19 protein-coding genes are annotated in these 24,183 nt (G+C 35.6%); 1 reads left to right on the forward strand and 18 read right to left on the reverse strand.

What is annotated here, in order from left to right:
• Positions 1–25: 25 nt before the first annotated feature.
• Positions 26–1,555, reverse strand: coding sequence for a hypothetical protein (locus BLV55_RS09740; RefSeq protein WP_093313855.1), 1,530 nt, complete (start codon positions 1,553–1,555; stop codon positions 26–28).
• 376 nt (positions 1,556–1,931) lie between these two features.
• Between BLV55_RS09740 and BLV55_RS09745 the strand changes: the two genes are divergently transcribed.
• Positions 1,932–2,921, forward strand: a complete 990-nt coding sequence (locus tag BLV55_RS09745) for a glycosyltransferase (protein WP_093313857.1) — start codon at positions 1,932–1,934, stop codon at positions 2,919–2,921.
• Positions 2,922–2,946: 25 nt separating this feature from the next.
• Here BLV55_RS09745 and rfbC read toward each other — a convergent pair whose 3' ends face one another.
• The 17 genes from rfbC to BLV55_RS09840 form a co-directional block, all read right to left on the reverse strand.
• Positions 2,947–3,516, reverse strand: a complete 570-nt coding sequence (gene rfbC / locus BLV55_RS09750) for a dTDP-4-dehydrorhamnose 3,5-epimerase (protein WP_093313859.1) — start codon at positions 3,514–3,516, stop codon at positions 2,947–2,949.
• 16 nt (positions 3,517–3,532) lie between these two features.
• The gene (gene rfbD / locus BLV55_RS09755) at positions 3,533–4,375 is read right to left on the reverse strand and encodes a dTDP-4-dehydrorhamnose reductase (RefSeq protein WP_093313861.1); all 843 of its coding nucleotides are present in this window, start codon (positions 4,373–4,375) and stop codon (positions 3,533–3,535) included.
• Positions 4,376–4,399: 24 nt separating this feature from the next.
• Positions 4,400–5,176: a 3'(2'),5'-bisphosphate nucleotidase CysQ gene (gene cysQ / locus BLV55_RS09760; protein ID WP_093313863.1), complete on the reverse strand. Its 777-nt coding sequence runs from the start codon at positions 5,174–5,176 to the stop codon at positions 4,400–4,402.
• Between the two features lie 21 nt (positions 5,177–5,197).
• Positions 5,198–6,970, reverse strand: a complete 1,773-nt coding sequence (locus BLV55_RS09765; RefSeq protein ID WP_093313865.1) for an SLC13 family permease — start codon at positions 6,968–6,970, stop codon at positions 5,198–5,200.
• Between the two features lie 15 nt (positions 6,971–6,985).
• Positions 6,986–8,812 carry an adenylyl-sulfate kinase gene (gene cysC, locus BLV55_RS09770; protein WP_093313867.1) on the reverse strand — a complete coding sequence of 609 codons (1,827 nt, stop codon included), beginning with the start codon at positions 8,810–8,812 and terminating at the stop codon, positions 6,986–6,988.
• Positions 8,812–9,765: a sulfate adenylyltransferase subunit CysD gene (gene cysD / locus BLV55_RS09775; RefSeq protein WP_330386608.1), complete on the reverse strand. Its 954-nt coding sequence runs from the start codon at positions 9,763–9,765 to the stop codon at positions 8,812–8,814. Before cysD ends, cysC begins: the two co-directional genes overlap by 1 nt.
• 8 nt (positions 9,766–9,773) lie before the next feature.
• Positions 9,774–10,469 carry a class I SAM-dependent methyltransferase gene (locus tag BLV55_RS09780; RefSeq protein WP_176968358.1) on the reverse strand — a complete coding sequence of 232 codons (696 nt, stop codon included), beginning with the start codon at positions 10,467–10,469 and terminating at the stop codon, positions 9,774–9,776.
• A gap of 232 nt (positions 10,470–10,701) precedes the next feature.
• Entirely contained in the window at positions 10,702–11,466 is a 765-nt protein-coding gene (locus BLV55_RS09785; protein ID WP_176968359.1) for a sulfotransferase family protein, read from the reverse strand.
• Positions 11,466–12,386, reverse strand: a complete 921-nt coding sequence (locus BLV55_RS09790) for a glycosyltransferase family 2 protein (protein WP_093313875.1) — start codon at positions 12,384–12,386, stop codon at positions 11,466–11,468. Before BLV55_RS09790 ends, BLV55_RS09785 begins: the two co-directional genes overlap by 1 nt.
• Positions 12,387–12,402: 16 nt before the next feature.
• Complete coding sequence (gene rffA, locus BLV55_RS09795; RefSeq protein WP_093313877.1) at positions 12,403–13,539, reverse strand: dTDP-4-amino-4,6-dideoxygalactose transaminase; 1,137 nt, start codon at positions 13,537–13,539, stop codon at positions 12,403–12,405.
• Between the two features lie 7 nt (positions 13,540–13,546).
• On the reverse strand, positions 13,547–14,464 hold the full coding sequence (locus tag BLV55_RS09800) for a lysylphosphatidylglycerol synthase transmembrane domain-containing protein (RefSeq protein ID WP_176968360.1): 918 nt from the start codon (positions 14,462–14,464) through the stop codon (positions 13,547–13,549).
• Between the two features lie 23 nt (positions 14,465–14,487).
• A complete protein-coding gene (locus BLV55_RS09805; RefSeq protein WP_093313881.1) occupies positions 14,488–15,468 on the reverse strand; it encodes a sulfotransferase family protein in 981 nt (326 codons plus the stop codon).
• A 97-nt stretch (positions 15,469–15,565) separates the two neighbouring features.
• Positions 15,566–16,336: a sulfotransferase domain-containing protein gene (locus BLV55_RS09810; RefSeq protein ID WP_207646067.1), complete on the reverse strand. Its 771-nt coding sequence runs from the start codon at positions 16,334–16,336 to the stop codon at positions 15,566–15,568.
• A gap of 151 nt (positions 16,337–16,487) precedes the next feature.
• The gene (locus BLV55_RS09815; RefSeq protein ID WP_093313883.1) at positions 16,488–18,188 is read right to left on the reverse strand and encodes a hypothetical protein; all 1,701 of its coding nucleotides are present in this window, start codon (positions 18,186–18,188) and stop codon (positions 16,488–16,490) included.
• Positions 18,189–18,387: 199 nt separating this feature from the next.
• Positions 18,388–19,137: a hypothetical protein gene (locus BLV55_RS09820; protein ID WP_143033188.1), complete on the reverse strand. Its 750-nt coding sequence runs from the start codon at positions 19,135–19,137 to the stop codon at positions 18,388–18,390.
• Between the two features lie 774 nt (positions 19,138–19,911).
• On the reverse strand, positions 19,912–20,787 hold the full coding sequence (locus BLV55_RS09835) for a sulfotransferase family 2 domain-containing protein (RefSeq protein ID WP_093313891.1): 876 nt from the start codon (positions 20,785–20,787) through the stop codon (positions 19,912–19,914).
• A 21-nt stretch (positions 20,788–20,808) separates the two neighbouring features.
• Positions 20,809–24,183, reverse strand: coding sequence for a glycosyltransferase (locus BLV55_RS09840; RefSeq protein ID WP_093313893.1), 3,375 nt, complete (start codon positions 24,181–24,183; stop codon positions 20,809–20,811).

Genomic DNA, 24,183 nt, shown 5'->3' on the forward strand with positions numbered 1-24,183 from the left:
CGGAATTGTCTAGGTTTCCTTACGTCTAATCTTCTCTAATGCTATCGATTTCTTGGACAAACCGATCAACATCATGAAGCCCACTATCTATTTTCAATATAGTATGCGTTGTTAATAACTTCAAAGCTTCTGTGATTTTTAGTAATATTTTTCGATCTTGTTTTTTCATTCTGTTAATCTCTTGTACTTTCTCATTGAGTTTCTCAGGTTTTAACTCTTCATTTTTGATCACTTCTTTCATGTCCTTGGACGTGCTAGAAGAATTTCTGATTAAAAACTGAGTTACGACTATCCCAATTAATGCAATGGTTACAATAATGATTGCTAGCATTCTATTGGGCATATGGATAGGCAAAAGAGAAATACCATCTTCTATAGTTTCCGTCCTAATGGCAGCATTATACCAAAAAGTCAACATTCCCCAAAAGAAAATAATCACTGATAAGATGGTAGCAATCCATTGTATCGCCATACTCGATTTAGAGTCATTATCACTTCTTAAACGTTCAATTTGAGCATCTGTTGGTTCAAAAAAATTCTTGATTCTATTTAACAATTTCTCCCTATGCTTTCGTGGTGCATATAGATATTCTAACATCTCTTCATAGTATTCACTTTTCATATTCTCGCCCTTCTCTGTAAAATTAAAAATAACCCTCTCATATTGTTTTTCATACTTATCTGTAATCTTTTGATGCTTAATCACTATTTGGTTATATATGGAGTTCATTTGAGCGTTGAGTTCTAATATGCTGAAAAACGTCATATTGTAAAGTCTTGCATTGATAAATCTGTTTAAAAGAAATAGTTTAATCCTTTCTTTGGGCCATTTATCATTAAGCTTATTAGAGGTGGCTGATAAGATTTTTGAAGGATTATCAATTATCTTCAACTCTTCATAACAAGCACGCGATCTATGAAACAATACAAAAACAGAATGAAAGTGCTCACTAATTCTGAGCGTGTTTTGAGCATTCTCATCTAAAAAAATATGTTCAAGTACCCTACGGTACTTTTTTCCCAGATTATCTGTGTATTCAATTTTATAGTATATTTTAAATTTGTTATCACTTTCATTTTCTCGCTTATGCTCTTTGAATTTTTCTAAAACTTTACCTTTTGCTTCTTCAACGATATAAATGGGATTCTTAAGTTCAACGTATTCCATGTATTTTCCATCCTCTAGGTAGCCGCCATAATAGTCTGGTTCCTTGAATGGTATTTCGAAACTATCCACAAAACCATGCAGTTCCAATTCAGAAAAATATTTAAAATAATCCGCATTTACTTTACCCTCAAAGACGAGCGTTAAATATACAAATTCTTGAAACCTATTGAAATCAGGAACTATTTGCAATAACAACTTTTCTCTCAGATACCTTTTCTCCTTTAACGCTGGTTCATTTTTAAAGCTTTCATTCCAATTTTTTTCTTTATTCTCATACTTATCTACTTTTTCTGCATTTAACCTCATTCCAAATATGGTCCGAAAGTCATCGTCCCAACATTCTGGATTTTCATTTATTTTAAAGCCGAATTTATAGATTGTTTTCATCCTTATCACCTCCCTGCATTGCAAATTATTAAAAACTCATTTAAACAACTGATAAATGTTTTTGTCAAGTCTTCCATAATACCCACAAATTCTAATAGTATTGTACACAGATATTTTTAAAGTCATTTATTTCATATCCTAAAAAGCAAAGAAAGGTATGGCGTCTATCCAATACTGATGTTACTATTGAAGTAACACCAGTAACTAGACTTTATCATACTTTGCGTTATCGTATTTCAACAAATCCCTCTTATTCCAATGCATTCTGAAATAATCCAAGATGCTTAAATACATCCTTTACCTAACTATCCTATAAGTCAATCAAAAATCCGCTTATTGCGTCACTCAAAATACTTCCGAAAGAGATGGTATAAATATGAAAAAAGTCGATATCCTTTTAGCCACCTACAACCCCAATGACCAGTACTTCATTCAATTATTAAAAAGTCTTGATGAACAATCATATCCAAACCTTTTTTTGATTATTCGAGATGATAGTTCTAATTCAGATACCTTTCATTCCATTTCAAAACTTGTGAAAACGCATATCACATCATTCGACTACAGAATTACTGCGAATCAAAACAATTTAGGAAGCAACAAAACTTTCGAGAAATTAACGCTTGATTCCCGTGGAGATTACGTCGCCTATTGCGATCAAGACGACATCTGGGAAAAAGATAAACTCACAAAACTCGTCGAACTTATCGAAAAAAACAAAGATACGGTTTTGTGTTATTCTGATTTGTCTGTCATTGACAAAGATGGCGTTCAACTAGCAGAGAGCTTCAAAGCTATTAACAGAAGGGTTAACCATTTATATGGCAATCAATTATTCAAATACTTCTTAAGACGCAATTGTATTACTGGCTGCACAATGCTTATAAAATCCGAAATAGCAAAAAATGCCATTCCATTCTGTAGCCAATACTATATCCATGATCACTGGCTTGCTTTATTCGCTTCATCTAGAGGAAGGATTTCATACCTTCCAGATCCCTTAGTTCAATACAGACTTCACGAAAAAAACCAAATAGGCCTTTCTCTATTAAATAACATAGATGACAAGGATGACTATTATAAAAAAAAATTGTTAACAGAAAGATCCAAATACCAGTGGCTTCTCGAATACTATAAAACCAACCCCATATGTGTTCATAGCGTTCAACAAGTGCTGAAATGGACAGAAGATCGCATTCGTTTCTTTGAAAACAAGAGTTTCCGAACAACCTTTCTCATGATCAGTAGAATTAAAGTTGATCCTCAGCTCATTTTATTGGAACTATTCATCAATCTGCTTCCACTTTCTTTTTCGCGAATAATTATTAAAACAATCAAGTATCGTTTTTCAGCACATTGTAAATAAGTAATGCAATACGCTACGATGTATCCTATTTATTATTTTTGTAATAAAAGGGAGAGCCCTTCTCACTGAGTATATTAAGCTCTTTATCTTTTTCTGAAAGTATCATTTCTTCGACGGAATCAACGGGCCATTGAATGCCAATAGTAGGATCATTCCAAATAATTCCGCTATCATACTCTGGCGCATAAAAATTGGTACACTTGTATGTAAATACAGCGTCTTGAAGCACCAAAAAACCATGAGCGAATCCTTCTGGTATGTATAGCATCTTTTGGTTCTCACTTGTGAGCACTACACCATGCCATTTGCCATAAGTAGGTGACCCTTTCCGGAGATCCACGCCTACATCGTAAACACTTCCCGATAGAACCCGAACTAACTTCCCTTGGGGCATTTTTGCTTGAAAATGAAGGCCACGTAATACGCCTTTTTTTGATTTGGATTCATTATCCTGAACAAAGGTTGCTTCCAAACCCATATCACGAAATTTCTTTTCATGATAGACTTCCATGAAATACCCTCGCTCATCACCAAAAATTGTAGGCTCAATAACCACCATATCTTTGATAGGTGTCTCTGTCATTTTGAAGTTCATCTTATTCCACTCCCGCTTATTTCATATCTTTTATAAATTCCCGCAATGCATCTTCCCAAGACTGAAAAGTATCCATTCCTTGTATCCTCAACATAAAGTTGTCAAGTACTGAGTAGGCAGGTCTTTTTGCAGGTCTTGGGAAAGTATCCGATGTTACTGGCTCTATTTCAATGTCCATTCCTTTTAATTCAAATATTTTTTTTGCGAACTCAAACCAACTACATGACCCCAGACATGTTCCATGATACAAACCATATTTTCCGCTGTTCGTTAACATAATCATAGTCTTAGCTACCTCTCTTACGGAGGTTGGAGTCCCTATTTGATCCTCTACAACTTTTATTTTTTTATTTTTACTGCCTAGACTTAGCATTGTATGTACAAAGTTCTCTCCATCACCATAAAGCCACGCAGTCCTTATAATGTAATTTTGGGGACAAAACTGATTTAGCATTTGTTCTCCCATTAATTTGCTTTTTCCGTACACAGTATTAGGAGCAACTGGTGCATCCTCTCTCATTGGTTCTTTTGCTTTCCCGTCAAACACATAATCCGTAGAAATGTGTACTACCTCAGTGTTTGCAATCTGGCAGGCTAACGCTAAATTTCTAGGTCCTATCGCATTTGTCAAATATGCATTGTCTCTATCACTTTCACATAAATCTACTTTCGTATGTGCTGCACAATTATATACCACATCTGGTTTTAATTTATTTACAATGCTACAAACAGCATCGTAATCTGTTATATCCATTTCATGAGAATTAAAAGCATATACATTTTTACATCCACGATCTGACAATTGTTTAACAACTTCTTTTCCCAACTGCCCACTAGCCCCAGTAACGATAGTGCTCATGGTCAAATCTCCTTCCAAGCGGTTCTAAATAAACCTATTTTCTTCTCGATTAATAATATAAAATCCCTTTGCATTCAATGAATCTTTTCTATTGTATAAAAGGTCCGATCCATCCATTTGCCGTAGGATTGCACCCGCCTCTTCTGCTATGCAATGCATTGCCGCCGTGTCCCACTCCATTGTAGGGCCAAACCGATAGTAAATTTCAGCTTCACCGCTGGCTACCAAACAACCCTTTAAAGAACTTCCAGCGCTTTTCATATCAGAAATTAAATGGCTTTTTTCCTCCAACATCTTTTTATTCCGCTCATCCGGATGTGATCGGCTACATACCATCCTTAGTTTTTCCGTTGCCAAAGACACCTTTATGGGCTTTTTATTACCATTCACCACCATATATGCCCCTTTTCCCTTACAGGCAAAAAACAATTTTTCCTGTACCGGCACATATATCACTCCTAAAACAGGTTTGTGTTGATAGGCCAACGCTATATTAACGGTAAATTCCCCATTTTTCCGAATAAATTCTTTGGTTCCATCCAAAGGATCTACCACCCAGCACCAGTCGTTTTCATGACGATTAGAATCATCTTTTGACTCTTCAGATAGTACAGCATGCTCAGGAAAATGAAGGTTAATTCCCTCAACAATCACATCATTAGATGCCTGATCCGCTTCTGTAAGGGGAGAATTATCATCCTTCACCTCTATTTCATAGCTTCTATCATAAATTTCCATGATACATTTTCCAGCTTTTACTGCTAATTCTTTCGCTATTTCCAACTCTCGGGTTATATTCATTTTTAGCCTCCATTTCAATCATTAAAAAGAAAAGAAAATTGGGATCAGAATAATTGAAGCAATTAAAAATAATATATTTAAAGGCAGGCCGATTTTTAAAAAATCCTTAAAGGAGTACCCTCCTGGTCCATAAACCATCAAATTTGTTTGATAGCCAAATGGCGTTGCAAAACAAGACGATGCTGCTATAGCAACAGCAATCGCAAAAGGCATTGGGTTCAAATCCATCTGTACCGAAGCCGCATAGGCTATTGGAAATGCAAGTACAGCTGCTGCATTATTGGTAATAATAGCAGTGAAAAAATTCGTCACCAAGTACACTGCAAACAACGCACCAATAGGCCCCAAAGGTGCTATCCCATAAATAAGACCACCTGCAATCAGATCCGCTGCTCCTGTTTTAATCAGTGCATTTCCAATTCCAAAGGAGAAAGCTATTACTAGCAACGTATCCCAACTGATCGCTTTAAATGCATTCTTAACAGAGATCGTTCTGGTAAACATAAGGACTGACAAAGCCAGTAAAGACGCATGAAAAGTTGAAAGTAATCCAGTACTGGCAAAAACAATTAACATTAAAAAAGAACCTACCGCAATTCTTGCTTTTGCTGGTGATAAAATCTCTTCATTTTCCCTTTGACTAATAAGATAGAAATCTTTTGCTCCATCCCACTGCTGAGCAAACCGATGGTTTGTAAGTATTAGCAATGTGTCACCAGGTTTTAGCGTGATCTTCCCGATTTTGTCATTAATTCGCTCCCCCTGACGAACCACTGCTACTATTGCTGCATTGTAGTGAGAACGAAAATTGCTTTCCTTTATCGTTTGGTTTAAAAAGGGGAAATCAGGAGACACCACGGCCTCCACAATATTCGCTTCCCCACTCTTAAACATGTCAGAAAACTCTTCATCACTACTTAGCAATTTCAATCCTTCAATAGCCTGTAATTGCACAATTGTTTCTATTTGACCTGTGAATACAAGCTTATCATTTTTTTGCAGAACCTCAGAAGGAGAAACTGGGTATATCTTTTGTTTATTTCTAATGATTTCGAAAAGATACAATCCTTTTAAATTTCTTAATCCTGCCTTTTCAATCGTTTTGCCAATAACACGACTCTGTGTTTCCACCTGAAAGGTAACCAGATATTCCCGAAAATTCCGTTTAGCAGAATCCAGCAAGTCCTGATTGTCCGGCAGATGCTTGTATCCATAGAATAGCAAATACAGCATTCCTAAAAGCGCCAAGGGTAATCCTACTTTTGTGATTTCAAACATTCCCATTGGTTCATGTCCAAATTCCTGAAGCATTCCACTCACAACCAAATTGGTAGAAGTTCCTATCAGCGTTAAAATGCCCCCAAACATGGAAACATAGGAAAGAGGAATTAAAAATTTTGAGGGAGAAATATTGTGCTGTGTTGACCAGTTTCGAATAATCGGTATAAATATAGCAACAATTGGCGTGTTGTTTAGAAAAGCAGACAACAATGTAATCGGAGCCATCATTTTAAGCAACGGTCGTCGTCCAGTGGCCCGTTTCCCAAATAAACGCGTAGCAATTCCTGGCAAAAATGGACTCTGTTGAATCGCACCCGCTACTACAAAGAGAATAGCCACCGTCAGCATTCCTTCATTAGAAAAACCCACCAAAGCTTCTTGGCTGCTAATAACACCCGCAGTCATCAAAGCAACAACCGAACCTAGGAAAATAATTACTGGTTCAAAGGTGTTTCGCACTAAAAGCCATACCATAACAGCAACAACTACTATGGTAAACAGTGGTTCGAACACGTTTTTTCACCCCCTTTAGTCCAGATGAGCCAATAAGTTATCCATCACATAGTCAGTAGCCTCCTCTATAGAAAGCTTACTAGTATCCACTTCTATGTCTGGTTTTTCTGGTTTTTCGTAAGGACTTGATACACCAGTAAATTCAGGAATGTCACCACTTCTTGCTTTTTTATAAAGACCTTTCACATCCCGTTTTTCGCATTCTTCCAAAGGCGTACTGACAAAAACCTCTATAAAACCTTCTCCAATAATCTCTCGTGCGCTTTCTCTATCCGTTGCATACGGCGAAATAAAAGACGTAATGGCAATCAACCCAGCATCATTCATCAACTTTGACACCTCTGAAACCCGTCGAATATTTTCAATCCTATCCACTTCTTTAAATCCAAGATTTTTATTCAGACCGTGACGCACATTATCTCCATCCAATAACATGGTATGTTTTCCCATTGTTACCAGCCGTTTTTCCACTTCATTGGCCAATGTTGATTTTCCAGATCCTGATAAACCCGTAAACCACAAAGTCAAAGGCTTTTGATTTTTCTGTTCAGCTCGTATTTCTCGTGTAACATCTGTATCCTGCCATACCACATTGGTAGACCTTCTAAGGGAATGCTCAATAACACCGCATGCAGATGTCATATTCGAAACACGATCCATCAAAATCATACTGCCTAACACTTTATTATTATCGAACTCATCAAAAACCATTTTTTCTGATAAAGCAATATCGCATCGAGCCATTTCATTTTTGAATAAATGATCCGCAGGTATGTGTTCTCCTGTATTGATGTCCACTTTGCTCTTGATATCCATGACCATCGCTGGCAAAATTTTGGTCCCTACTTTTATCAAGTAATTTCTTCCTGCTACCAATTCCATATCATCCATCCAAAGAATCGTTGCCGTAAACATATCTGCAAGTTCAGGAGAGGAATCCTTTGCCAACACACACCCCCTGGATACATCTACTTCCCGATCCAGTTGAATGGTAACAGGCTGCCCAATCACTGCCTCACCTACGTTATCATCTGCGACAAAGATTTCTTTCACACACGCTTTTTCGTTGCTAGGCAGTGTGATCACTTCATCCCCTGTTTTAATGGATCCAGATTCCACTTGCCCCTGAAATCCTCTAAATTCATGACTAGGCCTTGCTACCCTCTGTACCGGCATTACAAAACCTTCCATTTCAGATTGCGTGGTTACATCTTTTTCCTCCAGATAAGACAGCAACGGTGCTTCTTTATACCAAGGCATATTCTCTGAAGACCTAGTAACATTGTCTCCTTCCGATGCTGAAACTGGCACTACTTGAATAGATTCCATCTTCAACCCGTGAGCAAAGTTTAAAAATTCTTCCTTTATCTCTTCGAAACGGTGCCTATTGTAGCTAATTAGATCCATCTTATTAACCGCCAAGACAAGATGCTTAATCCCCATTAACGAACAAATCCTTGCGTGGCGCTTTGTCTGTGATAAAACCCCTTGGCGTGCATCCACCAAAATCACAGCAAGATCCGCAAATGAAGCCCCTACAGCCATGTTACGGGTATATTGTTCATGCCCAGGGGTGTCTGCTACTATAAAAGAGCGTTTTTCTGTCGTAAAATATCGGTACGCCACATCAATGGTTATCCCCTGCTCCCGCTCTGCCATTAAACCATCTAACAGCAAGGAATAGTCGATTTTCCCATCTCGACTTCCCATCTTGCTATCCATTTCCAAAGCTTTTTCCTGATCTGCAAAAATCAATTTTGCATCATACAACATATGACCAATTAAAGTGGATTTTCCATCATCAACGGACCCACAGGTAATAAATTTCAGTAGACTTTTCATTAGAAATACCCCTCCCGCTTACGTCGTTCCATGCTGCCAGATGCTTCGTGATCGATGACTCGACTAGTTCTTTCTGATGATACTGCACCTAGCGTTTCCCCAATAATAGCATCCAATGTATCCGCATCGGACTCATGCCCACCGGTCAAAGGATAGCAACCAAGTGTTCTGAATCGGACTTTTTTCATCACAGGCTCTTCTCCTGGTAAAAGTCGCATTCTTTCATCATCCACCAGAATAATATTGCCGTCTCTAAATACAATTGGTCTCTCTTTTGCATAATAAAGTGGCACAATATCGATATTTTCCTTCCTAATGTACTGCCAAATATCTTTTTCTGTCCAATTAGATAGGGGGAATACACGTATACTTTCCCCTTTATTTATACGAGTATTGTAAAGCTTCCACATTTCAGGCCGCTGATTCTTAGGGTCCCAAGCATGTGCAGGGTTTCTAAACGAAAAAATACGTTCCTTTGCTCTGGATTTTTCTTCGTCTCTTCGAGCACCGCCAAAAATAGCGTTAAACCCATGTTTATCTAAACCATCCTTAAGTGCCTGAGTTTTCATAATATCCGTATAGGCAGCCCCATGGTCAAAGGGATTAATTCCCTGTTGAACACCTTCTTGGTTCGTATACACGATAAGATCGATGCCCAATTCTTTTGCTTTTCGATCTCTAAATTTCGTCATTTCTTTAAATTTCCAGGTAGTGTCAATATGCATCAGCGGAAAAGGTGGCTTTTCAGGATAAAAAGCCTTCATAGCCAAATGAAGCATTACCGAACTGTCTTTTCCGATGGAATAAAGCATTACTGGTTTTTCGCATTCCGCCACTACTTCACGCATTATATAAATGGCTTCTGCTTCTAACTGTTCTAGATGTGTGAGTTCTCTCAATGATAAAGCCTCCTCTGTTTTTCTTGTTTTGCCTATCCTTTTTCTGAGTATAATAAAACAGTTTACTTTCTAATAATCATTTCTTTGAGTATATGTGCATGCTCCTTAAAACTGCGTTTAAGTTTATACGAAAATGATTTTGTATTTTCATTCTTCTCTTTGTTTGTTATTGAAATCGCTGATTCATTTGTTTTAGTGCCTTCCTTAAATTCCTCATCCAATAACACTTTTCCAAATAAGTACTTAAAGTCTTCCTGGCATGGCAATGCATCTTTATCTTTTGACATGAGAAACCAAGACTGTCTAGGGTGAAACCAAGGAATTTTTACTATTTCCAACCCTTCACTTTGTGCCATTTTTATTATGGTTTCTTTTTTATATACAACACAGCCAGGATAAACCCAGCCATCGCCTTCGTAATCAGATTCCCCTTCAATGAATGTTGCAGCTATTACTCCTCTGGACTTTAAAACCTTCTTGCAGTTTTGAAGAGCTTTAGTGATAAGATCTTTTCCAGCATGAGAAAAAATTGATTGTGCTAATATATAGTCGAATTCCGTTTCAAATCCACATGTTTCAAATTGATCATTATAAGCGAATTTTGGTTTCTTGATTCTAATCAAGTCTTCTCCTATTTGATTCTTAATAGCATCATTAATTAACCACTCATTTGGCTCCAGTCCAGAATAATTCCCTTCATCAAGATAGCTTATAAAGAATCTGCCTGCTCTAAGGGACCCACAGCCAACATCTAGCATTACATGGTTTGCTCTGAGTCCTATTGTGCACAATAAGCGAAATTGCGTGGCTCCCATAAAAATCATACTGCTCAGGTGGCCCAACGTAAGCTTTATAGTGTCGATCACCGGGTTTTAAATTGCAATTACTCATTCTCCTCTCCCTCTCTTTAGTTAACACAAGCAAACTATGTGTTTAGTCAATTCCTCTTCGTGCACTATCTACATTGTATTGAATGGGCTAAACTTCGTTTTAATCATCTGTTAAACCATAGGAATTTGTTGAATCACGCCATGATGCTAAGTCTAGGTTGTATTTCTCTTCTAGTCTTTTATTCCATGGTTTAAAATAGCTTTCCAATTGTTTAATCAGTCCATCGATATTCCCCAGTTCTATTTTACTTTCATTTGCCCGAGCTTGATAGCAATTTGGAACAAAACTAGCATCGACATTTAATCTTTCGTATAACATTTGAATAGATGCAATATTACTCGTAAAATCCTCTTTTATTAGCAATATGACATTTTTTCCAAACAAACGTGTCCACGGTTCTATGAATTTCGAGTATTTCCCCCGTTCTTTATACGCATAAGGCGAAACTGAAGCACTCCAATCATTGATCCTTACATCCTCTCTGTGAAAAGCTTCTTCTATCGAAAGTTTCTCCATCCCATTTTCTACAGAAAATCGGTAATTAGAAATTGCTCTTTGCACTGGATTCCTAAGTAGAATCAAAATAATCGCGTCTGGAAAACAATCATAAATACACTTGGCGGATGTTTCACATTCAATATAAGACGTGCTCTTTTCACCTAGTATTTTATGATGACCTGCATCCCGAAAAAACTTTTTATTATATTCTTTTAAGTCTATTTCTTCTGCATTTTTTCGCAGAAAAAATTTCGGTTCTGGTCGAATAGGTTTTGCCATATAAATTTCAGGATGTTCATCCAAGACACGATGTAAATATGTTGTCCCCGATCTCTGAGCTCCTACGATAAACAACCTTTTTTGCATCATACACCAACCTTTTCTTTTATAAAAAAAGTTCTATCATTCCTAGTCTGCTTTAATAACCTTACCATATATTCACCTATCATACCTAGTACCAAAAGTGAAATTCCATTAAAAAACGAAAGTAATACAACAATAGAAGCCCATCCCGGAACTTCACTCCCAATAAACAAAGTCTTCATGACATAGTACACACTTAAGGCTAAGCTAAACAAGGATACTGTCAATCCGATCGTTGCAACAATTCTCAAAGGATACGCAGAATAGTTAAATAGTATTTCAAATACAAGTTTAATGATATTTTTTATGCGGTAATTACTTTCCCCTATTTTTCTATCTAAATGTTGGATTTTTACATTTGCTTTATTGGATGAATACATTAACAAAAGTCCTGGTATATATGGATAACCAGAATCATGGCTACATACCCGATTGATCACTTCTTTGTGGGCTATTCTAAAATTTGACAGTTTAAGGTCTGCTGGAGCTTTAAATATTTTTTTCACAATATAAGCAACAATCTTACTCCCAATCTTACGAAACCCAGAATGTTTTTTTTCATAATACTCACCGATCACTAAATCGTATCCACCTTCAACTCGGCTTATTAGTTTCGGTATTTCTTCAGGAGGATTTTGCATATCATCATCCATTGTAATAATATATTCGCCTAAAGCATGGTTAAATCCACATAAATTGGCAACATGTTGGCCATAGTTCTTTAACAGGTTAATACTCTTAACTTGATCATGCTTCTGAGCAAGTTCTTTTATTACATTCCAACTATTATCATAACTACCATCATTAACTAGAATTATTTCTATATCTATTTTTTCGTTTTTTGAAACCTCTACTATTCGACTCACAGTTTCCTTCACAACTTTTTCGCTGTTATAAACCGGTATTACTACTGAGTACATCATATTAATCGCTCCAATTTTACATATCTTCGCTAATTTGCATCATTTTATCAATTACATAATTTATTTCTTCGTCTGTCATATCCACAAATAGTGGCATTCTCAATAGGCGATGGGCATACTCTTCAGTAATTGGCAAATCATTAGCACTGTAACCCATCTTTACTCCCATTTCCGAGGAATGCAGCGGCATGTAGTGGAATACAGAATTAATTCCTTTATCCTTGAGCTTTTTCATAAGAAAGTTCCGATGCTCTTTATTCTCCAACATTATATAGAACATATGGTAGTTCACATTGCTTTCTTCTGGTATATATGGCCGTTTAATTATCCCGTTCATTTCCAGTTCTTTAAAAGCATTATAATACTTATTAAAAATATATTCTCTGCGATTCTGTATTTGGTTTGCCTGTTCAAGTTGTGCCAACAAAAACGCTGCTAATAACTCAGATCCTAAAAAACTCGTCCCAATATCCACCCAACTGTATTTATCTATTTCTCCACGAAAAAACTTTTTTCTATCCGTTCCTTTTTCCAGCACGATCTCTGCACGTTCAGCTAATCTGGGATCATTGATTAAAATATGGCCTCCTTCCCCACAAGTATAATTCTTTGTGTCGTGATAACTGTAGCATCCTATGTGTCCAATTGTTCCTAAATATTTATCCTTATATTTAGCATTTACGCCTTGTGCCGCATCTTCTACTACCCAAACATCATTTTCATTTGCTATTTCCATAATTTTATCCATGTCACAGCCAACACCTGCATAATGAACGGGCCATATTGCTTTTGTTTTTGAAGTGATTTTTTTTTGTATATCCAAAGGTTCAACATTCATTGTATTAGGATTCACTTCAGCAAAAACCGGTTTAGCACCTCTTAAAATAATTGAATTTGCAGTAGAAACAAACGTATATGATGGCACTATCACTTCATCACCTTCTTGCAAGTCCAACAATATTGCAGCCATGTCTAATGCAGCACTTCCAGATGTTACAAACAATGCTTTATATGCACCATATTTTTGTTCAATGATAGTGTTCACTTTTTTCGTAAACTCTCCATCTCCGCTAATTTTTTTATTGTTCATCGCTTCAGCCATGTAGACAATTTCATTACCTGTATAGTACGGTCTTGTAAAAGGAACTCTCATTTTGCCCTCACTTCCTCTTCTCAATAGTAAATATCACTCCGCCAATTAGTGCTTTAGTCAGCACTAAGCTCATGTTCATTAAAGCAACACCACCAGCAATTTCTAAAGGCACTCCAAAACTATTCATAGAAAAAGACATTACACCTTCCCTAACACCAAACCCGCCCACACTAATCGGCAACATGCTTATTATCGCAACAATGGCCAAACAAATAAACGTTTCGCCGATATGCAAGCTTCCCCCCAGGCTATACGTCATTAACGTAATTGCGATTCCTCTTGCTGTTTGAAAAAACAACCCCCAAATCAAAACTCTACTCCATCCTGATTTAAAATAATTAACAATATAAGTCCCTTTAGCCTTTACTAAGTTTTTTAATTTATTTTGAAACTTCCACACTATAATCAGCAAAAGAGGAATTAAAATGAATACGAGTAAATACATTACTAAGCTAAACCTAATAGTAATTGTTGAAGCCAATTGGTTCATTAGTGTTGTTTTATCAATAAGAAAAAAAGAAACAGCTCCTAATATCATTAACGCCATAAGCCCAGTTGCTCTATCCATCACAACAAAGAAAAAAGATTGCTTTTTGTCGATCCTTTCATTATTGAGCAAAACAATTTTATAACTGTCTCCACCCACATTAGACGGCAGAAACGTATTGAAAAAAAGGCCCATAAACACGAATTTAATGCTTTTCGAAAAGCTTATCTTTTTTAAGCATGCTGATTCGAATTTTTTCGTTTCTAGAATAACTCCCAAATAAAAAACCACAACAGCACTAACTAGCATCCATTTATTTGCATTAATATATACTTGCCGAACTTCCAAGACATTGATTTGTTTCGCAAGAATCCATATCAATAGAAACCCAACAATCAACTTTATTATGTATTTAGTTGTACTCTTATGTCTATTCAAATTTTTCTCCCATCTCTTCAAAATCATCTTGTGATACTTCGATATAGCGATATTATCTTTGCACGAACACTTAATGGAAATAGAAACAATAGTTTTTCAATGGCTACACTAAACCGAGATACAAGCAAGCATCGTTTATTAAAGTTTCTAGCACACTTATTTTCTGAAATAGCATAATCAAACATTGCCATTTGTTGGAAACATATATTTTCAATAGATATAATATCTTCCTTTGTTAATGCTTTTTTCCAAGCATGAATCCTCTTGTCTTCAAACCCTTCTTCTACACGGGAATGCCATGGAAGTTTGCTTACATGTGTATGTGCTTTTGTTTTAACTTTTCTATCTAAGTTATGGCCAATGCCAATAAACTCTAGAATATCTCTTTGAACTATTTGTGGATTTTCTATCAAATCTTCAAATTTTACCATTATATACTTTGAACCTTTAACATCCTTATACTTTAATATACTTTTATTGTATTCATTCCATCTAGCTGCTAAAAGACCTGTATGATTATAATCAAAGCCAACATTTTTATACGATGCTACGGTTCCTCTGGGATCTCTTACAATATGTATCCAGTAAGCGTCTGGAAACAATTCGTTTAGTTCTCTAGGAAATAACGAATAGTGTGGATTTTTATCCCCTAAAATCAAAGTTTGATTTTTTCCATCATATTTTGCTTGCGTTCGGTACACTTCCATAATTACTTCTGATAGACACACCCCTCTATTATCTTTAATCAACTCCACCATATTTCGTCTCAGTTCTTTTTTTGTAAATGACCAACTCTCCATTCTGCTTTCAGCATAAATATCTTCAATCAATTGATCAATTTTATCAAAACCAATTCTTTTTTTCCTATATTTTCTGTAAATGTTCATTATAAATAGACTCTCCGGCGCAATGCATATCTCCTGATTTGCATTCAAAATGCTGCTTAATAATGTCGTTCCAGATCGACCTCTCCCAAGAATAAAAAGAAACTTTTTCTCTGTCATGTATACCTCCGTTTTTCAATAACCAATTAATTTTTTAGGCTTATGCCATCCCTATCTAACAGTTCATCAAAGATTCCTAGCAGGACTTTCCTCTGTCTTATTTCCAATTATACGTTCGCCCTAAGTATCTATATAGCCTTTGGTTGTGAGGTTCAAAATAAGCACGCAACCCAACTCTTGTCTCTGGTGCCATTTTAGTATACTTGCCTACATTGAGAGGTTTACATTCAAAACTATGCATTGATACCTCCAAAAACTCACAAACAATCCCCATTGAAGCAGGTAGATCTCCAAAGAAATTTTCATATTCTAATACTAAAATTTGCTTTCGAGGAAACAAGCTATACCATACTTCTAATTGATCAACGTATATACCCCTTTTTAAGTAGGAGAAATGCTGATAATTGTAGCTGTGATAGTAGGGATTCTCATAAAACTTTTCTAGTTCACCCCTAAGTCTTTCCGACTCTTTCTCTATAGCATTTTCAAATGTCATTGTTTCCCCAAGATTACGCACTGCATGGTGGTAGTGTGAAAAAGCTCTATCTATCGGATTCCGAAGCAATATAATTATTTTCGACTTGGGAATCATCTTTTTTATCCTTATTGGTGCAAGTGGGTGAAAAATGTAATAAGGTGTAGCTTCACCAGTAATGTGTTCTTCGTCTGTTTTGAGGGATGGAAAACATTCGCCGTACCATTCTTTTGGTTTATCAAATTTACTATCAAAATAATGGATTTCCTTTTGAATTGCTGCGTATATATTGGGGTGTTGAATTAAGTAATTGTAAAGAGATGTTGTACCAGATTTTTGTGCACCTATTATTAGAAAATCGGGCATTTTTTTCTTTTTTTTACTCCAAAACATTTGCATCACCTAGTTCAATTATTTATAGCAGATACCACAAACATTTTTTTGCAGTATTTAAACTACTTGCACGCCTAATTTTACACTGTTATCAATCTCTATCCATTTGTTTTTCTTTCTGATACATTTTTAGTTGTTTATATTCCCCCTATTATCTGCTCACACCATATTTGTCTACAAGTCTATCCCTTTCACTTATAAACCACTTTTGTCTTTTAGTAAGGTATTTGTCCTCATACGACAACCGATTTTCATTCGGAAGATCGATTGTAAATGATGATGCTTTCTCACCTCCCTGATAGGAAAATTTTTCCAAGGGTTTAAACCCATATTCAAAATCGTAATAAAGTATTGCTAATTCGTTTATATTGATGGATTTATTTCGAACATAGAGTGTTTCGTCACCTTTTATTTTAGCATCAAATCTATTTAGATAAAAAGGGCTGATTGTAGTTGCATTAATTTGACTATCTTCGTAAAGGTGTCGAATGGGAAACTGTGGTCTATTTAAAAGCATACTCAATTGTTTATTAACAATAAAACTATGATCTTTCAAATAGATTACAAGATGCGTATCTTTTGATATTTCAGGAGCTGCATCTGCCATGTCCCCTAAAAAAATTCTTTGGATTTCCGAAGCAGTAGAATATTCATTTGCTATTGCAGCCTTATTTTGTATTGCCAAACTGACAATTAGTGATATTGCAAGTATGGCAATACATGTGGTATCCTTTTTTTGTTTACTCAGAAGCTTTCGTATGTAATATATAAATATCCACGAGTACAAAATAACAGCCCCTGACCGTGCAAATAGAAGTTGTCTCTCATTTCCCATCCTTATATCGCTTATGGCAAAGGGTGCGTAGCCAGAAACTAGAAATACTAAACTAATTAGGAATAATACAAACGTTATATTTTTTGCTTTACTTCCATCAAAATAACAGTAGGTATTTTCATTTTTAATCAACAAGTCTTTTTCTTCATTCACATAAATAAAATAAAAATACATACCTATAATACATAGTATTATTAGAAAATATTCTGTTTTAAAATTGCTTATTCTTAAAAGTTCGAGTATCCAGTCAACATATACAATGTAAAGAGCATTTAAAAAACCTTCCCCAAGACTCTCTAGATTGGTATCCGCAACTGCACCTTCTCTTCCTGTTCCACTTAGTGCCCTACTGATATACATCCAGATATGCGCCAGTAGTGTAGTAAAGTAAATCACAGCTTTCATCCACCATTTCTTCCATTCGCTTCGTTGTATAATTATGTAGATAAATACCACTGCAGCAAATCCGGGGAGATATCCTGAGTACGTCCTACAAGATATATACAAAAGAATTATACTTATAATAAATTGTAGCTTTGACTCTTTTGCTGTAGATCTGATAAAGAAAAATATAGAAAACACACCTAAACAAAACCCAATATTAACTCCAAATGCACCTAACCAAAACATTGTACCATCGTAAGGGTAGTACATTGTTAGCAAGGAAGCAACGCTTGAAAATAATTTGTTGTCCGGGAAAAACTTATCAATAACCAAGTATACCCCCCAGACTTGCATAAGGACAACTGAAAATAGTATCGATTTTAACACTAGGATATTATTTCCATTTAATAAACCCGCAATAACATAGGGGGTTCTTCTGAATATTCTGGGATCTCCTCCATAACTAAAAATATTCTTCACAAACCAATCCAGCGAAAAACCTCCATTTTCAAGGTTTGTCAACATTACCCATCCATCATTAAGGGGGGTATAATTGGGTCCCAAGATATGCCAGAAATATATCATTATTATTGTGTTCAAAGAAAAAAAAGCTACATAGTATCTTCTTCCCATGCCTACCTCCTGTTCTGTGCCCATTTAAACAGAGAATTGCAATAAGCTAATAATCACTTGCCTACTATTGTCTCTATCAAAGTGTTCTTTAGTACTATCACTCAAGATATTTTTATCCACCTTCAACCCCAAGCCTTATAAGTGTCTTTTCACTGGTTATTTCCTAATTTGACCTATAACGAATTGAAATCATTTCGCCTCAATCAATTTTTTTATTCTTGTAAGGACCTAATCTATGTTTTCTCATTAATTGATCACCTTCTTCTACTGGCTTCAATGCTCCACTCCCTGGAATGAACCATTGGGCCAGTTCTTCGTACTTCGCCTCGTGCAAAAGATTTATTTGTCTATCTAGCTGATTTGCTAAAGCTCTGTCGTGAGATTTTGCAGTTCTTATGTTTACACTTTCAACAGCTAAAATGGATATTACGGAGAGTGCTATTAGTGACCACTTTATTCTTGGCTTCTTGATCTGATGAATTCTATGATTTATAATCCACGTGGCTCCAATTACACCGGTTATTAGCTCGCCTGAATATCTTGGTGCAGTTGCATTATCAAAGCCTAGTCCAAATCGAGCTATCACTAATAGACCGCTATAAAAAAAAGTATACAATATCAACGCCATAGGGACTATACTGGTGTTCCACATTTTTTGAGAATAGTATATATAGGCAGCACCCGTATACACTACTAATAAGAGTAAACCAATTAGCAATTGTGAATTCATAGAAAGACTGCTAATAACATTTTGGTGCAATATAGAAGCTGCAAAAGATCTCAAAAAAAATATTGCAGCACCAGAAAGATTTAGAAAAACAGCCATTATACCTTCTCCCACTCCTGGAGTTCCAGTGCTTACATTATTCCAGTATAGTAACTGAAAAGCAGATGCTGTCATTAAAAAAAATATCAACCAGTAAAGCGACTTTTTTCTCATTGATGGCATGATCACCACCATTGGTGCAATAGCAATTACCATCGATAGAATGTATGCGGTATTCCTTCCACCACCAAAACCAATAAAAAGGATTGCCAGCAAAAAAATAACTAAACGAGTTTTATTATTTTCGGCGAATCATTATCCATATACCTTTCAAAGTTTCGTAGGACGCATACAAACAAAAACAACCCCACTGCATTCCCCACCGCTAGTACGTTATACCTAAAATATGCATGTTTCGCTTCACTGAACATAATAATCGATATAAGAAAAAATGTAATGACAAAAACAAATGTCTTTTCTTCCAGTCCGCTATCTCGCATAGCATAGTATAGGCTATGCAGTGTCCCCCAATAAAAAGCAAACGCAAGTATCAATTCAACATATACATTTAAATTAAAAATATCGCATTAACCAAAAAGACGAGCATATAACCTATCTTTAAGTGCGAAGTGGGTTCCATTAGTCCTTGTAACGAAAACCCACTTTCATAATAGGACGCTAGTGAACGCAAAAAATACCATTGATCTTTCATGACTGAATCCACAATGATTTGACTGTATCCCCAAAATCTACCGATAATAAAAAGAGTCAATAAAAAGAATATGATCAATCTGAACCTAGTATAATTTATGAAAGATGCTTTGTTTATTTCTAGATCCATTTTATAATGAACGCTTTGGTCTTCCATGCCATCGCCACCTTGCTAGATAATCTGCCTTAATTACAACTTGGTATACCCTTCAATTCCCTGTTTCAATACAAATCTTCCTACTCACTTCAACGGCTTTTCTTCATATACACACTAAGTTTTTCTTTAAATTCAGCACATTTTTGCATCCGGTTTTGAAACTCGTTCCTAGCAAAATCAAAAAGCTCTATATCTGCTTGGTTTTTTTCAATCAGCATATGATACGTTTCTTCCCCTATTTCTTTTATTAAATAATTGATTTTTTCTTCAAAACCTATTCTTTTATGTTGGCCTACATTTTGAATTTTGTATGTTAGGTCTATGCTAGGAAAAAAAGGTCTTAACTGCTCTTCAAATAATACCATGCTTTCATCAAATCGATCGACTAGTCCTAATAACGCAATGTTCTGGACGTAGCTCTTTGCTTCCGCTAACTCATTTTTTGTCACCTCTTTTTTCCAATTAACAGGAGCACTTAAAGTGCGATAAATATGAAAGTTTCGTATCGTTGGCGGCACTTCATTTTTCATCCTCCATTCAACATATTCTTTTAACGTATGATTCCTCGCAAATTTTGCACCTAGTGTTTCTGCATCATATTGAACTTTTTCAAAATTATAGACAGATAAAACTCTTTCTATCGGATGTCTAAACATCATTATCGTCAAAAAAGAAGTACTCGCCAATCTGGGCAACGGTGGTCTCAAGTGATGTGTTGACAATGCCTTTATATGGGTGTTTTCTAATAAAAAAGGACCCAGATATTTTTCTCCCTTTATCATATGTGCATCATCACGATGATCTAAAAATTTTTCTCCAAAATTCTTTTTTAATGCCCAGTCAATTGTCGACCCTGCATTTTTAAAAACATGATTATGCACAATAATAACTCTATCATTCTCTATTCTTGGTTCATTCATTTTTTTACCCATCGTAGCATGGATTAGTTTTCTTATACTTTTCATTTTAGCATCCCTTCACGAATTTTAGTTGCGATGTTTATGCGGTAACCATTCGCCCCATTTTTTTTCAAACAAAACCTTGTTCCTCTGAAACAAAGCATTTTTTTCATCACTACCCATTTTGTCAAACGATGCCGAAAGATGATGATGAATAAAACAATCCTCAATAATCGCTATTTTATACTGAGACTCAAGGACTCTTTTGCAAAAGTCATCGTCTTCAAAAAATCCGAGTCCAAATTGCTCATCAAGCAAGCCGATTTTTTCTATTACTTCTCTTTTAATGGCAACACAAAAGAAAGCGACATTATCAACCTCTAGCCTTTGTCTGCTTTTTTTTCTAGTATACTGCTCTGCTTTAATAAGCATCTCTTCCATCGTTGTATAGCTTATATCAATCTTGGCTTCATTTCCGATATTGTTTGTCACTGGCCCAACCAGACCTATTTCTTGTTTTTCATATAATGCTTTAGTCAATCTTTTTAACCATCCTGGCGTCACATAAGTATCGTTATTCAACAAAATAACAACTTCTCCAATTGATTCTTCGATCCCAATATTATTGCCAGTTGCAAATCCATAGTTTTCATCATTCAGTATGCATTTCCAATGATCTCTAGTTGATACATATGATTCAATAAAGTCACGAGACCCATCTTTTGATGCATTATCCACTATAATTACTTCGTAATCATTATGCCTAGTATATTTGTCTACGCTATCGAAACAAGCTTTTGTCAATTCAAGATTATTATAAGTTACAATTATAATACTCACTTTAATTGAATTGCTAGTAAATAGTTTTTCGACCTCCAATGCTCGTTCTGACCAGTCTTGGCTCTGTGCCCATTCAGTCCATTGTTGGATCAACTCTTTATTATTCTTGTTTGCATCAGCTTCTTTAAGCTTTTGAACAAACTCCGTAGAATTATGAGCAACGTATACAAAACGATCTAGCAACTTAACCTCTGGTAACGCTGTTGAAACAACAGGTTTACCCGCACTCAAATATTCATATACTTTGACAGGGTTAGTGGCCTTAGTTAATTCAATTATTTTAAATGGTATTATACAAACATCAAAAGAATGAAGGTATTTGGGAACTTCAGAATATGGTATTTCACCAATTAATTTGATATTGCTTGGCTTCTTTAGTTTGTTAATATTAGATCCCACCGTTGATCCAATCAACCAAAACTCCCATTCGGGTAATAATTTAGCAGCTTCTATTACTAATTCTGCATCAAACCACTCAGCAATTGCACCAATATACCCAACCCTAGTAACTGTATTTTCTGGAACTTCAACATCTTGAGTATTATGCAAAAAAGAAAAGTCACATCCATTTCTAATAAGTGTAGTTTCTCTAATCTTCGATATATTGTCGTATAGATACTGTGAACTGGTTATCACAAAGTCAGCATCTTCAATAAGTTCCATCTCTGCTAGCGGTATAGCTTTGGTGTTTTCATGGAATCCGACATGATGGTCCATACAATCGTATCCCATGGTCGTTCCTGGAATAATATCTACTAAAGGTTTCCAGTAGTAATGATTAAGAATGGAAATTGTACTTTTAATATTTGCAAACTCCATCAACGACTTTAATGACTTAATATATTGATTGCGCAACACAATGCTCATTTTTTCTTTATACATATTGTTTTGGGGTGGAAATGAGGAAGCTAACTGACATACAAACACATTATCGCTAGGACATTTTAAAAGTTGGAATGACTCTCCCTTTTCTTGATAGGGAGTCGTTGTAAAATAAAATACACGATATCCCTGCTTTGCTAATTGAATTGCCAAGTGTTGTGGTCTCTGCGTCCGAAAGTCCCAGTCAATTACTGGAAAAAACAGTATATCTCCTTTCCAATTCAATTTAGAAGATTCAAGGAGTCTATCTCGACCCGAAGAGTCTGAATTTTCTCCGTAAATAGACTTATACCTGTCATGAAGTTGCTCAATATTTCCTTTTTCAAACAAAAGTGCCTTTATTCCATTCAAAATTCTTTTGGGTGTTATTAGTTTTAGGGTGGTTCTAGGTTTTTTTAAAGCATTCACTAATAAAAACTTTGACAACTCAATTTTACTCTTCTGCTTTTCCGAAAGATTATGTTCTCTTTCGAAAGAATCCACTATTCTTTTTCTAGAATTCATGAGCAACTGAGCCCTATTAAATTTTGCGCTTAAACCTCTATTGCCCATCCCCGTATATCGATAAACAGACCAAACCATCCTAGCAATTTTGGAATTTAAAATATCAGTCAAAGATATTTCCAAGTCTGCTGTATAGTCCTTTAAGTTTGTTAGGGTTTCTTCTAAATGAGTTTCCATTATTTCTGTTTCTTTATTGAGGTCTTTAACAATGCGCTGTTTTTTTTCTAACTTGTTCTCAATGCTTATGTTTTCTTGACTCAGTTTTTCAAGCTCTTTTTCGTTATCGTCTAATTTTTTTTCTAGTTCATATACTCGGAAACACAATTCCTTCGTTCTATTGTCTTTTTCTAGTATTCTATTCTCTAATTGAGTTATGTACTTTGAAATTTCCTTATCTTTTTCTTCATGTAATAATCGCTCTCCATTTTGAGCCATATACATTTTGGAATTCATAATTCTCATTTCTTCATACGCTCTAATTCGCTCTCTTTTTATATCATAGTCTCCAGCGCCTTCAATAAGGTAATTCAATAGCCTAATTTGATCGCTTGATAGATGCTGGTATGTGTTCTTTTTTGTATGATGTTTTAAATTTGGATCGATAAAGCTTACAATCTCCTTTTCAATTGGCAACCTCAGGCTGTATCCATTAGTCTCACTTAATTTATTATGTAGGTTTTTGATAGTGTCAAGTGGTTTGTTAATTATATCCTCATAGTCTACTATCAAATATTTCCTTCCCTTCATCCCATTCAACATCTCTAAGGAATATATTTCCCACAGTTTCAATCCATATTCCTTTGAAAACCCATTTCTTTTTTCAAGTGATTCAGCACTTTCTAACGGATGTCGATATGCAAAGATAAATACCGGTGTTTCCAGATGAGTCAACCACCACCTAAGTGTTAGGCACAATCTTGGATCTTTTATGAACCATGGTCGATGAGCATCTAACTTAATGATGGTGTTTTGTATTTTCTGATTTATGAGAACTTCATCATCTGCTGTAATTCTAGCATTATCAAATGCTGAGATATCACTCCAAGTAGCTCCTGCTTTTTCCAAAATGAAATCATTTGTTTCTACAACATCTTTTCTTTCCCAAAATCCTTTAGGGTTATCTTGTCCAACCCCTACGCTCATCTCCTCGCTTCCGAAGTAACATCCCATTAAATTTAATATTCTCGATACTGCAGACGTACCAGATCGGTGCATTCCCAGAACGATTATTTGCAT

The sequence above is a fragment of the Tindallia californiensis genome (assembly GCF_900107405.1).
Taxonomy (GTDB): Bacteria; Bacillota; Clostridia; order Peptostreptococcales; family Tindalliaceae; genus Tindallia; species Tindallia californiensis.